Origin of the sequence: Streptomyces ureilyticus (genome assembly GCF_011045025.1) — a bacterium.
In the GTDB taxonomy this organism is placed as follows: Bacteria; Actinomycetota; Actinomycetes; order Streptomycetales; family Streptomycetaceae; genus Streptomyces; species Streptomyces ureilyticus.
On the sequence record NZ_JAAKZX010000083.1, the window covers coordinates 1 to 12,748 of the forward strand.

Below are 12,748 nucleotides of genomic sequence, written 5' to 3' on the forward strand. Positions count from 1 at the left end.
GGGGTGGGGACACCGCTCGACTTCCTCACACGGCGGTCACATGCGCGACTGATCACGCACAGCCAACCTCCACCCAAGGCTCACGTCAAGCCTTACAAATGGCTTATTTGTGTCTGTACACGTCCGGAAGTGGTCAACGAGGGCCGGGAGTTGGGCCCCAGCCCTCGCCTTTCCCCCTCAACTCGCCCCTCAGCTCACCGCCTTCGCCGCCGCGCGGCCCGCCGTCCGGCCCGAGAACAGACAGCCGCCGAGGAACGTGCCCTCCAGGGAACGGTATCCGTGCACTCCCCCGCCGCCGAATCCGGCCGCCTCCCCCGCCGCGTACACGCCGGGCAGCGGATCCCCGCCCTCCGTCAGCACGCGCGAGGAAAGGTCCGTCTCCAGGCCGCCGAGGGTCTTGCGGGTGAGGATGTTGAGGCGCACGGCGATCAGCGGGCCGGCCTTGGGATCGAGGATGCGGTGCGGTGCGGCCGTACGGATCAGCTTGTCCCCGAGGAACTTCCGTGCTCCGCGCATCGCCGTGACCTGGAGGTCCTTGGTGAACGGGTTCGCGATCTCCCGGTCGCGCGCGGTGATCTCGCGGCCCAGGACGGCCTCGTCGATGAGCGGCTCCTTCGTGAGCGCGTTCATGCCGCGGACGAGTGCCCTCAGGTCCTTCTCGACGACGAAGTCGACTCCGTTGTCCATGAAGGCCTTCACCGGGCCGGGCACGTCCGCCCGCGCCCGTACGAAGACGTCCCTGACGGACTTGCCGGTCAGATCGGGGTTCTGCTCCGAACCCGAGAGCGCGAACTCCTTGCCGATGATCCGCTGGTTGAGCACGAACCACGTGTAGTCGTACCCGGTCTTCATGATGTGCTCCAGCGTGCCGAGCGTGTCGAAGCCGGGGAAGAGCGGCACGGGCAGCCGCTTGCCGCGCGCGTCCAGCCACAGCGACGACGGTCCGGGCAGGATGCGGATGCCGTGGTTGTCCCAGATGGGGTTCCAGTTCTGGATGCCCTCGGTGTAGTGCCACATGCGGTCGCGGTTGATGAGGCGCGCGCCCGCGTCCTCCGCGATGGCGAGCATCTTGCCGTCGACGTGCGCGGGCACGCCGGAGATCATCCGCTCCGGCGGACTGCCAAGGCTCTGAGGCCAGTTGGCACGTACGAGATCGTGGTTGCCGCCGATACCGCCCGAGGTGACGATCACCGCCTGGGCGCGCAGCTCGAAGGCTCCGGTGACGGTGCGGCTGCTCTCCTGGCCCCGCTCGATGTCCGAGGGCTCCAGGATCTCGCCGGTGACCGTGTCCACGGAGCCCGCGCTGCGCGAAAGTCCGGTGACGCGGTGCCGGAACTTGAGCTGGACGAGCCCCCGCGCGACGCCGGCTCTCACCCGCCGCTCAAAGGGCTCGACGAGCCCCGGCCCGGTCCCCCACGTGATGTGGAAGCGCGGTACGGAGTTGCCGTGCCCGTTCGCGTCGTAGCCGCCGCGTTCGGCCCAGCCGACCACCGGGAAGAACCGGACGCCCTGGCCATGCAGCCAGGACCGCTTCTCGGTCGCCGCGAAGTCGACGTAGGCCTCGGCCCACTTCCGTGGCCAGTGGTCCTCGTCGCGGTCGAAGGCGGCGGTGCCCATCCAGTCCTGGAGCGCCAGCGCGTGGCTGTCCTTGATCCGCATACGGCGCTGTTCGGGCGAGTTCACGAAGAACAGTCCGCCGAACGACCAGTGCGCCTGGCCGCCGATCGACTGCTCCGGTTCCTGGTCGAGGAGGATCACCTTGCGGCCCGCGTCGACGAGCTCCGCGGTCGCCGCCAGCCCCGCGAGGCCCGCCCCGATCACGATCACATCTGCGTCGTATGCCATGAGCAGGCCCTCCTCGGCTGGTTACTGATCGGTCAGATCCTTGGCCAAGCGATGTGACTCCGTCAACCTGTTGCCTCCGGCGGTTGAGCGGTTGGGTTCGCTTGACCCCCGTAGGCGCCACCCCAACGCCGGAGGCATAGGGTCCAGGTGTGATCGAATTCGTGCGGAACGTCCGCCTGTGGTTCGCCCCGGAGCGGATCCGGGAGGACGGCGGCACGCCGGACTACCGGTTCTCGCTCGCCAACGAGCGCACGTTCCTGGCCTGGCTGCGCACCGCCCTCGCCCTGATCGGCGGCGGCTTCGCGGTGGATCAGTTTCTGCCGGATCTGCGGTGGGGCTGGCGCGTAGGCCTGGCGCTCGGACTGCTGGCGGCAGGCGTGCTGTGCTCGTTGCGCGCGGTGAACCACTGGGTGCGCTGCGAGCGCGCGATGCGCAGGGGCGAGGACCTGCCCGTGTCCCGCTTCCCCGCCCTGCTGAGCATCGTGATCGCGATCGTCGCCGTCGCGATGGTCGCGGTCGTGCTCTTCGGCTGGGAAGGCTGACAGCGACGTGACCACACCTGACCGGGACCCCGGCCTGCAGCCGGAACGTACGCGGCTGGCATGGCGCCGTACGACCCTCGCCGGCACCGTCGTCGCCGTACTGGCCGCCAGGAGCGCGCTGCACAACGGCCCGACGGCCGCAAGGGTCCTCGCCTGCGCCCTGTGCGCGGCACTCTGGCTGGGCTTCCTCACCGTCGCCCATCACCGCATCAGCACCCTGGCGACGACCGAGCGGAACGGCCCCGCGGCGCTCAGCCCGAAGCACGCGACCGCCGCCGCCCTGTGCATCGTGGCCCTGGCCGGGTGCGCGGCGGCGCTGGTCCTGTGACCACCCGGGGAGCGGACCCGCTCGCGTACATTTGCCCAGGCCGGGTAGCCAACAGCAGACCCCGCGCGTTCGAGAACCACGAGAGACCGATCACGTTTCGCCGCCGTACTGGACGACATACCGACCGGTCGGCATCATGATGAGAACCCCATACACCGGCGTACGGAGGAACACGATGAGCCCAGACCACCCGCCAGGTCTCGATCTCGACCGACTGCGCGGCCTGCTCGACGCCGAGCGGCCCGGTCTGGTGCAGGGCCCGCTGACGGGCCGGCTGATCGAGGGCGGGCGGTCGAACCTCACGTACGCCGTGACGGACGGCAACGCGAAGTGGGTCGTCCGGCGGCCTCCGCTGGGCCATGTGCTGGCCACCGCGCACGACATGAAGCGCGAGCACCGGGTGATCAGCGCGCTGCACCCGACGGCCGTGCCGGTGCCGCGTCCGGTGCTGCTGTGCGAGGACAAGGAGGTGCTGGGCGCGCCGTTCTACGTCATGGACCTCGTGGAGGGCACGCCGTACCGGACGGCCGAGCAGCTCGCCCCGCTCGGTCCGGAGCGCACCCGCGACGCGGTGCTGAGCCTCGTCGACACACTGGTCGAACTGCATGCGGTGGACCCCGCCGAGGTGGGACTCGCGGACTTCGGCCGCCCTGAGGGTTTCCTGGACCGGCAACTGCGGCGCTGGGGCAAGCAGTTGGACGCCTCCCGCAATCGGGAGCTGGCCGGTATCGACGAACTGCACGCCGCGCTCGGGCGCGAGCTCCCGGATTCCCCTACGGCCACGGTCGTGCACGGCGACTACCGCCTCGACAACGTACTGATCGGGGAAGGCGACCGGATCAACGCCATCCTCGACTGGGAGATGTCGACGCTCGGCGACCCGCTCACGGACCTCGGGCTGCTGGTGATGTACAGCAAACCGCTCGGCGCGCCCGACTCTCCGGTGTCCACGACCGCCGAAGCCGCCGGGCATCCGGAGCCGGCCGAACTGATCGAGCGGTACGCCGCGCGCTCGGGGCGCGATGTCTCCGCCGTCTCCTGGTACACGGCGTTCGCCTGGTTCAAGCTCGCCGTGATCCTCGAAGGCATCCACTACCGCTACACGCTCGGCCAGACGGTCGGCGCGGGCTTCGACCGCATCGGCGAGCTGGTGCCCGTGTTCGTCGAGAACGGCCTGACCACACTTCAGGAAGGCTGATCAGCCATGGACTTCGCTTTCGACGCGCGCACCGAGGAGCTGCGCGCCAAACTCCTCGCCTTCATGGACGAGTACGTCTATCCCGCCGAGACAGTCGCCCATGAGCAGCGGGCCGAGCTCGCCTCGCCGTGGGACACCCCGGCGGTCGTAGAGGAGTTGAAGGCCGAGGCGCGGCAGCAGGGGCTGTGGAATCTGTTCCTGCCGGACACCGAGTACGGAGCCGGGCTGACGAACCTCCAGTACGCACCGCTCGCCGAAATCACCGGCCGTTCCCCTCAGTTGGCGCCGACCGCGACGAACTGCGCGGCGCCCGACACCGGCAACATGGAGGTGCTCGCGCAGTTCGGCGACGAGCAGCAGAAGAAGCAGTGGCTTCAGCCGCTGCTGGCCGGTGAGATCCGTTCGGCGTTCGCGATGACGGAACCCGAGGTGGCCTCCTCCGACGCCACGAACATCACCACGCGGATCGAGCGCGAAGGCGACGAGTACGTCATCACCGGTCGCAAGTGGTACATCTCCGGGGCGATGAACCCCGACTGCGGGATCTTCATCGTGATGGGCAAGACGGACCCGGACGGGGCCGACATCCGCCGTCAGCAGTCCATGGTGCTTGTGCCCCGCGACACCCCGGGCGTCGAGATCCGTCGGGCGATGCAGGTGTACGGCTACGAGGACCACTCCCACGGCGGGCACGCGGAGGTCGTCTTCGACCAGGTGCGGGTTCCCGTGAGCAATCTGATCGGCGAGGAGGGCGGCGGTTTCGCCATCGCGCAGGCGAGGCTCGGGCCGGGTCGTATCCACCACTGCATGCGGCTGATCGGCATGGCGGAACGGGCCATCGAGCTGATGTGCCGGCGGGCGGTCTCACGCACCGCCTTCGGCAAGCCGCTCGCTCAGCAGGGCGTCGTACAGAACTGGATCGCGGACGCGCGCGTGGCCGTCGAGCAGCTGCGGCTGCTGGTCCTGAAGACGGCCTGGATGATGGACACCGTCGGGAATCGCGGTGCGCACACCGAGATCCAGGCGATCAAGATCGCGACTCCGCGGACGGTCGTCGACATCCTCGACAAGGCCGTGCAGCTGCACGGCGCGGGCGGCGTCAGCCAGGACTTCCCGCTGGCCGAACTGTGGGCGAGCGCCCGCACGTTGATGCTCGCCGACGGTCCGGACGAGGTGCACCAGCGGTCACTGGCGCGCCGGGAGATCAAGCAGTATCTGTAGTTCCCTCAGGGGCGCAGAGCCCGCAGCAGCAGGTCGGCGAGATGGTCGGCCACCTGCTGCGGGCTCAGCGGGCCGTCGGGGCTGTACCACGTCGGCAGGTGGTGGACGGAGCCGAAGTGGTAGTCCACCACCAGGTCGGCGGGCGTCGCCTTGGAGAAGACACCCGATTCCTGGCCTTCCTCGATCAGGGCGCGGAAACGTTCGTGGTAGCTGCGGCGCTCGGCGCGTACCTGCTTGTTCTTCTCGGGGCTGAGGTGGTGCATGGAACGCCAGAAGATCGCCGCGTCGTCGAGGTTCTCGATCGTGGTGACGACCACGTCCGCAGCGGCCCCCCGCAGCCGCTCCTCGACGGGTGCGTCGGCCCCCGCGAAGGCGTCAAGGCGCTCCTGCTGCAGGCGCAGCACGCGCGCGTACACCTCGTGCAGCAGATCGTCCTTTGAGCCGAAGTAGTGGTACAGCGCGCCTTTGGTGACGCCCGCCGCCTCGACGATCTCCTGCACCGAGGTGCGGTCGTACCCCTGCTCGGCGAAGAGTCTGGTGGCGGCCGCCAGCAGCCGCCTCGGGACGGGCGTACCGTCCCCTTCCATCGTCTTGGGCACCGCCGCCACCTGCCTTTCGAAGGTCACAACCGTTTTCCGTGCTGCTCGCACTGACGTTGCGCGTGAGCAGCTCCCGCCGGAGGATCTTCCCACTGCCCGTTTCCGGCAAGCAGGGCAGGTCCACGACCTGGCGAGGGTGCTGTACGTGGACAGTCTCTCTCTCCGCTATGAAACGAATGCGTCGGGGTCCGACTTGACCGCGTACTGGTGAGTCGTCACCCCCCGTCGGCCTCCCATTTCTGCTGAATGTGGTTCATACTCGTCAGCCAGCGATCCGGGTCTGCGGCCCGCGCCTGGTAGTACCCGGCAACCTCGGGGTGCGGCAGGATCAGGAAGCGGTCCTCCTCGATGCCCGCGAAGAGCGCGTCCGCAACCGCTTCCGGCTCGATGGCGGTCGGCTGGAGCACAAGATCGCCCGCGCTGCCCGTGGCGGCCAGCATGTCCGTCCGTACGCCCTGAGGGCAGATCGCGTGCACTTTGAGACCACGATGCCGGTACGTGAGCGACAGCCACTCGGCGAAGGCGTACGCACCGTGCTTGGTGACGCTGTAGGGCGCGGCACCGACCATCGTGAGCAGCCCGGCAGCCGAGACCGTCGAAACAAACCGGCCACTGCCCCGCTCCAGCCACCCGGGAATCAGCTCATGCGCCGCACGCACGTGCGCCATCACGTTCACATCCCAGGCCGAAGCCCAGACCTTCTCATCGGCAGCTTCCGTACCCGCGGAAGCGAGCCCCGCGTTGGCGCAGTAGACGTCGACCGTGCCGCCGAGCACGTCCCGGGCCTCGGCCACGATCGCGGAGGCATCGCCCGGCACCGCGGTGCCACCGATCTCCTCGGCAACGGCCCGGGCCCTCACACCGTCCAGATCATTGACGACGACCCGAGCCCCTCGAGCAGCGAACCGCCGAGCCAACGCGGCCCCGATACCGCCCCCCGCCCCGGTGACGACCACTCCGGCATCCTGAAAGGCTTCCACCCTCGGTCTCCCTCACCATGACGCGACGAGAATCGGCTCCACTGAAGCCAGACTAACCGGTCGGTATGTAGCGAGGGAAGGGATCACCCGAGGGTTCACTTGCGCGGGGGTGCTCTCCACGGCGGCGCACCCCCGTCATGCCTACACCGAGACCAACAACCGCCCCCGCCTGGACTCCGCCAGGGCCTCGGGCGTCAGAACGGGACGCGGAACCACTATTCCGCAGTCCGTGCAGACCGGGCCCGAGGACGGCTCATGGGCCAGGTCGTACTTCCAGATGAGGCGGTCACCCGAGCACACCGGGCAGACCGCGCCGGGCTCGCGTTCCAGGGCCGCGATGAGCCGGCGGAGGACTTCCGCCAGGGGCTCATGGGGGTGGACCCGGGGGTCGTCGCACCATGCGACGCCGCAACCGCCCCACGTCAGCCGGTGCCAGTCGTCGACACTGCCCGGCCTGCGCAGCCCGTCGTGCTTCTCCTTCCTGCGGCGCTCGGCGAACGCGTCTTCGTAGGCGAGCCACACCGAGCGGGCTTCTTCGAGTTCGTCGAGCGCGGCCACCAGCCGGGCCGGATCGGGGGAGCGGTCTTCGGGACCGAACCCGGCCCGGGAGGACAAATGGTCCCAGGTGGCCCGATGCCCGTAAGGGGCAAACCTTTCAAGGCACTTGCGCAGTGAATAGCGCCGCAGCGCCAGATCGCACCTCGGATCGCGCACCTGTCTCGCCAGACTCCGGAAACCGGCCATCGCCCTGCACCTCCGTCACACCTGCACCTGAACTTCGGTCACTTCGGCGTCGTCGTACGAACGTTGCCGAATAGACGTATCGACTGCCGATTCGGCTCCATCCGATTTCCGATGACCGCTATCAACCCTCCGAGGAACGGCATTTCAGCCGCACACCTCCCTCCTTTCAGCCAATGTCGCGCCAGCCGCCCCTCGCTGCGATGCAAAAAGGTGACTACTGCTCATCTTCAACTTCTGGGCTACCGGCGGTAACGTCCAGCCTCATCAACGTCGGGAGGAGCACTAATGCGACGGCGCACCCCACGCACCACCCCCCACGGCCTGAGAACTCCCCGCAGAATCACGGGGTTCCTGAAGGCCGCATCAGTGTTCGTTCTCACTGCCGGCCTGCTGGCACCGCTCCAACAGTCGGCAGCCGCCGACCCGGAGCCGAAGGCGGAGGCGACGGACTACTGCGAGGGGCAGTGCGCGGACATCCTGCCGCCGGGTACCAACGGCAGTGCCACGCTCGCCGAGATCCTCGGCAATCAGCTGTTCGGTTCGCAGCCGCCGCACGCGGACGATCAACTCGGCCCGTACGACGCGCTGTCGTCCGGGTACCCGTCACTGACCAACGACACCCTCAAGAATTTCTACGCCGACGCTTCCTTCGGAGTTCCCTCCGACCAGGTCGCCGCCGTCACCAAGCCCCGTGACGACGTGACGATCACGCGCGACAAGAAGTACGGCATCCCCCACATCGAGGGCACCACGCGCTACGGCACCGAGTTCGGCGCGGGATACGCGGCCGGCCAGGACCGGATGTGGCTCATCGACCTCTTCCGGCACATCGGGCGCGGCGAGTTGACCCCGTTCGCGGGTGGCGCGGAGTCCAACCAGGGCCTGGAGCAGCAGTTCTGGCCGGAGGCCCCCTACACGGAGGCCGACTTCGAGAAGCAGGTCGACTGGCTGCTCAACAACTCCGGTGAGCGCGGCAAGCAGGCCATGGAGGACGCGAAGGCCTATGTCGACGGCCTCAACGCCTACCGGGTGGCAGCGAAGAACGGCCGCTACTTCCCCGGCGAGTACGTCCTCACCGGCAAGATCGACTCGATCACCAACGTGGGCGAGATCGAGCCCTTCAAGGTGACCGACATGATCGCGCTGGCCTCCGTCGTGGGCGCCCTCTTCGGCACCGGCGGCGGCGGAGAGGTCGAGTCCGCGATCTCCCTCCTCGAGGCCCAGCAGAAGTACGGCATCGAGGAAGGCTCCAAGGTCTGGGAGTCGTTCCGCGGACGCAACGACCCCGAGGCCGTACTGACCCTCCACGACGGCAGCAGCTTCCCTTACGGGAAGAAGCCCGCGAACCCGAAGGGCGTCGCCCTGCCCGATCCGGGTTCCGTCGAGAAGGAGCAGCTGATCCACGACCGCACGGGCGCCGCCCGGCCGGGCGCGCAGAAGACCACGTCTTCAGTGAAGACGCCGAGCAAACTGAAGCCCCTGAAGGGAGCCTTCAACGAAGGTGTGCTCCCTGAGGACCTCTTCAGCGGCGGCGCGACCAAGAAAGGCATGTCCAACGCCCTGGTGGTCTCCGGCAAGCACACGGACAGCGGCAATCCAATCGCTGTCTTCGGTCCGCAGACCGGCTATTTCGCCCCGCAGTTGCTGATGATGCAGGAGCTCCAGGGCCCCGGCATCAGCGCACGCGGCGTCTCCTTCGCGGGCGTCGGCATGTACGTACAGCTCGGTCGCGGCCAGGACTACTCCTGGTCGGCCACCTCGTCACATCAGGACATCACCGACTCGTACGCGCTTGAGCTGTGCGAGCCGGGCGGCGGCACCCCGACCAAGCAGTCCACGTCGTACCTCTACCGCGGTGTCTGCACGCCCATGGAGAAGATGGAGAAGACCAACGCCTGGAAGCCGTCGGTCGCCGACGACACGGCCGCGGGCTCCTACCGGATGCAGGTCTTCAGAACGAACTACGGCATCGTCACGCACCGCGCGACGATCGACGGCAAGCCCCACGCGTACACCACGCTGCGCTCCACGTACCGTCACGAGGCCGACTCCATCATCGGTTTCCAGATGATGAACGACCCCTCGTATGTGAAGGACGCGAAGTCCTTCCAGAAGGCGGCAGAGAACATCTCGTACGCATTCAACTGGTTCTACGCGGACTCCCGTGACACCGCCTACTACATGAGCGGCAGTCACCCGGTGCGCGCGAAGGACGTCGACGGGTCCTTCCCGGTGAAGGCGGGGAAGGCGTACGAGTGGCGGGACTTCGACCCGGAGCACAACACCGCCGCGCTCGCGCCGCCGGCCGAGCATCCGCAGTCGCTCAACCAGGACTACTACATCTCCTGGAACAACAAGCAGGTCAAGGACTTCAGCGCCGCCAACATGAGCATGGGCGCGGTCCATCGTGGTGATCTCCTCGACGACCGGGTGAAGAAACTCGTCGACAAGGGGGGTGTCACCAGGGCGTCCCTGACCAAGGCGATGGCTGAGGCCGCGGTCGCCGACCTGCGCGGCGAGCAGGTGCTGCCGGAACTCCTCAAGGTCCTGCGCAGCAAGCCGATCACTGATCCGGCCCAGGCCAAGGCGGTCGACCAGCTGGAGGCCTGGCTGAAGGCGGGTGCTCAGCGCAACCAGACGTCCGCGAACTCCAAGAAGTACGCGCACTCGGACGCGATCCGGGTCATGGACGCGTGGTGGGCGCAGCTCGTCGAGGCCCAGTTCAAGCCGGGGCTCGGGCAGGGGCTGTATGACGCGCTGACCACGCAGCTCACGGTCGACGAGTCACCGTCCGCGGGCCACGGTCCGACCGGCTCGCACGCGGGCTCGGCCTTCCAGTACGGCTGGTGGGGCTACGTCGACAAGGACCTCCGTACAGTCCTGGGTGAGCCGGTGAAGGGCAAGCTGGGCCGCACGTACTGCGGCGACGGCGACCTCGACAAGTGCCGGACGACTCTGCTGACGAGTCTTGGTCAGGCCGCGGCCAAGCCCGCCAACGAGGTCTACCCGGGCGACGACAGCTGCTCGGCCGGTGACCAGTGGTGCTCGGACGCCATCGTCCAGCGGGCCGTCGGTGGCATCAAGCACCGGCCGATCCAGTGGCAGAACCGGCCCACGTATCAGCAGGTCGTGGAGTTCCCGGCGCATCGGTAGGCATCGGGAACGGGTCCCTCCGGGGGCGTAACGGTCCTCTCCGGCGGCGGGGGCGGGGGTTTCCTCGCCCCCGCCGCCGCTGTTCGCCCCGTGCGGTGAGGTCAGCGATACAGCAAGTACTTCCGGCGCAGGCGCCGGAACGCCGTCAGCTCGTCCTGCCAGGCCGCCACGATCTCGTCGGTGCCTGCCCCCGCGTCGATCATCGTGCGCACGCGCGTGGAGCCGGTGAGCTTGTCGATCCAGTTGTCGGGGCGCCAACTGAAACCGCTCCAGACCTTCTTGGCGGTGACAAGGAGCGCGATTCCGGTGCGTACGGGATCGTAGGCCGCCCGGTCGTGGACATGGATCTGTACGCCCCCGACCGTCTTGCCCTGGAACTTGGAGAACGTGGGAGCGAAGTACGCCTCCCTGAAGTGCACACCGGGCAGACCGAGTTGATTGGCTTCCAGGGCCCATCGCCGGTCGATGCCCTCCGCGCCGAGCAGTTCGAACGGGCGGGTCGTGCCGCGCCCCTCCGAGAGATTCGTGCCCTCGAAGAGACACGTCCCGGAGTACACCAGGGCCGTGTCGGGTGTCGGCATGTTCGGGCTCGGCGGGACCCAGGGCAGCCCGGAGCTGTCGTAGAGCTCCGAGCGCTTCCAACCGCTCATCAGGACCGTCTCGAGTGGCACCGGGTCGGTCAGGAACTCGCCGTTGAACAGCCGCGCCAGCTCCGCGACCGTCATGCCGTGCGCCTGCGAGATCGGCTGCCGGCCGACGAACGTCGCGAACTCCTTGTGCAGTACGGGCCCTTGGGCCGCGCGGCCGGTCACCGGGTTCGGGCGGTCGAGCACCACGAAACGCTTGCCCGCGAGTGCCGCCGCCTCCATGCAGTCGTACAGCGTCCAGATGTACGTGTAGAAGCGCGCGCCCACGTCCTGGATGTCGAAGAGGACGGTGTCGACGCCGGAGGCCGTGAAGATGTCGGCCAGCGGGCGGCCGCTCTTCAAGTACGTGTCGTAGACGGGCAGTCCGGTGGCCGGGTCGTCGTACCGGCCTTCCGAGCCGCCTGCCTGGGCGGTGCCGCGGAAGCCGTGCTCGGGGCCGAAGACGGCGGTCAGGTTCACCCGGTCGTCGGCGTGCATGACGTCGACGATGTGGCGGGCGTCTCGGGTGATGCCTGTGGGGTTGGTGACGATGCCGGTGCGCCGGCCGCTGAGCTGGGCGTAGGCGTTGGCGGCGAGGGTCTCGAAACCTGTGCGGAGGTGCCTGCGGCGCTGGGCGGGGGAGGTCTGCTCGGCGGATGCCTGGGCCTGAGAGGCCGGGGTGAGTGATGCTGCTGCCGTTGTCGCTGCGAGTAGGGCTCGTCTGGATAGGCGCATGGGGCGACGGTATTGCTCCCGCAGGTTGCGGGAAAGATGCCGGGTTTTCGCGGCTTGTCGCACCCACCTTCCCGGTAGGCGCCCCGCCGGAAGCATGGGGCCTGGGGCGCGCCCTACGATGTGCGCCATGGCCCGCCCCCGTACACCCCTGCTCAGTACCGACCGCATCGTCGCGGCGGCGCGGGTGCTCGTCGACGCGGAAGGGCTCGCCGCCGTCTCCACGCGTCGGCTTGCGGCCGAACTGGGGGTGAGTGGGCCCTCGCTCTACAACCACTTCCGTACGAAGGATCAGATTCTGGAGGCGGTTGCCGACTCGGTGAGCGCGCAGGTCGATCTGTCGATGTTCGAGGACGGGCGGGACTGGCGGACCGCGCTGCACGACTGGGCCGTCTCCTACCGGGCGGCCCTGCGCGACCACCCCAACATCGTGCCCGTCCTCGCGCGCGGTCCCGGCCGTCGGCCGGCCGGTCTCCGGCTGGCGGACGCGGTGTTCGGGGCGATGGTCGAGGCGGGGTGGCCGCCCGCGCAGGCCACGTCCATCGGTGCGCTGATGCGGTACTTCATCATGGGCTCCGCACTCGGCTCCTTCGCCGGCGGCTTCGTGGACGACGAGAGTGCGTACGACCCCGCCGACTACCCCCACCTCGGACAGGCCCATCTCCTCGCCGAGCAGCAGGAGAAGATCGACGAGCGGGCCTTCGAAACGGGGCTCATGGCGCTGCTGGACGGGCTGACGCGACAGTACGAGCAGGTGCGGAGGACTGCTTAGCGTTGTGG

The 12,748-nt window shown here is 68.5% G+C and carries 11 protein-coding genes; 6 read left to right on the plus strand and 5 right to left on the minus strand.

The features are described from left to right. Positions 1–189 precede the first annotated feature (189 nt). Positions 190–1,845 carry an FAD-binding dehydrogenase gene (locus G6048_RS24385; RefSeq protein WP_165341723.1) on the minus strand — a complete coding sequence of 552 codons (1,656 nt, stop codon included), beginning with the start codon at positions 1,843–1,845 and terminating at the stop codon, positions 190–192. A 149-nt stretch (positions 1,846–1,994) separates the two neighbouring features. Here G6048_RS24385 and G6048_RS24390 point away from each other — a divergent pair, with 149 nt between their 5' ends. The 4 genes from G6048_RS24390 to G6048_RS24405 all read left to right on the plus strand — a co-directional run bounded on the left by G6048_RS24390 (position 1,995) and on the right by G6048_RS24405 (position 5,134). Continuing rightward, positions 1,995–2,387, plus strand: a complete 393-nt coding sequence (locus G6048_RS24390) for a YidH family protein (protein WP_165341724.1) — start codon at positions 1,995–1,997, stop codon at positions 2,385–2,387. A 7-nt stretch (positions 2,388–2,394) separates the two neighbouring features. Then, positions 2,395–2,715 (plus strand): DUF202 domain-containing protein, encoded by a 321-nt coding sequence (locus G6048_RS24395; protein ID WP_165341725.1) that lies wholly within the window; start codon positions 2,395–2,397, stop codon positions 2,713–2,715. A 175-nt stretch (positions 2,716–2,890) separates the two neighbouring features. Further along, positions 2,891–3,913, plus strand: a complete 1,023-nt coding sequence (locus G6048_RS24400; protein ID WP_165341726.1) for a phosphotransferase family protein — start codon at positions 2,891–2,893, stop codon at positions 3,911–3,913. A gap of 6 nt (positions 3,914–3,919) precedes the next feature. Continuing rightward, positions 3,920–5,134: an acyl-CoA dehydrogenase family protein gene (locus tag G6048_RS24405; protein ID WP_165341727.1), complete on the plus strand. Its 1,215-nt coding sequence runs from the start codon at positions 3,920–3,922 to the stop codon at positions 5,132–5,134. Between the two features lie 5 nt (positions 5,135–5,139). On the opposite strand, the gene G6048_RS24410 is transcribed toward G6048_RS24405, so the two are convergent. From G6048_RS24410 to G6048_RS24420, 3 genes are all read right to left on the minus strand, one after another. After that, positions 5,140–5,733: a TetR/AcrR family transcriptional regulator gene (locus G6048_RS24410; protein WP_165341754.1), complete on the minus strand. Its 594-nt coding sequence runs from the start codon at positions 5,731–5,733 to the stop codon at positions 5,140–5,142. A 215-nt stretch (positions 5,734–5,948) separates the two neighbouring features. Then, a complete protein-coding gene (locus tag G6048_RS24415; RefSeq protein WP_165341728.1) occupies positions 5,949–6,713 on the minus strand; it encodes an SDR family oxidoreductase in 765 nt (254 codons plus the stop codon). Between the two features lie 141 nt (positions 6,714–6,854). Further along, on the minus strand, positions 6,855–7,457 hold the full coding sequence (locus G6048_RS24420; protein ID WP_165341729.1) for a hypothetical protein: 603 nt from the start codon (positions 7,455–7,457) through the stop codon (positions 6,855–6,857). Between the two features lie 285 nt (positions 7,458–7,742). Between G6048_RS24420 and G6048_RS24425 the strand changes: the two genes are divergently transcribed. Continuing rightward, positions 7,743–10,610, plus strand: a complete 2,868-nt coding sequence (locus tag G6048_RS24425) for a penicillin acylase family protein (RefSeq protein ID WP_165341730.1) — start codon at positions 7,743–7,745, stop codon at positions 10,608–10,610. A 101-nt stretch (positions 10,611–10,711) separates the two neighbouring features. On the opposite strand, the gene G6048_RS24430 is transcribed toward G6048_RS24425, so the two are convergent. Continuing rightward, on the minus strand, positions 10,712–11,971 hold the full coding sequence (locus G6048_RS24430; protein ID WP_165341731.1) for an exo-beta-N-acetylmuramidase NamZ family protein: 1,260 nt from the start codon (positions 11,969–11,971) through the stop codon (positions 10,712–10,714). Between the two features lie 127 nt (positions 11,972–12,098). Here G6048_RS24430 and G6048_RS24435 point away from each other — a divergent pair, with 127 nt between their 5' ends. Then, the gene (locus G6048_RS24435) at positions 12,099–12,740 is read left to right on the plus strand and encodes a TetR/AcrR family transcriptional regulator (protein WP_165341732.1); all 642 of its coding nucleotides are present in this window, start codon (positions 12,099–12,101) and stop codon (positions 12,738–12,740) included. Positions 12,741–12,748 lie beyond the last annotated feature (8 nt).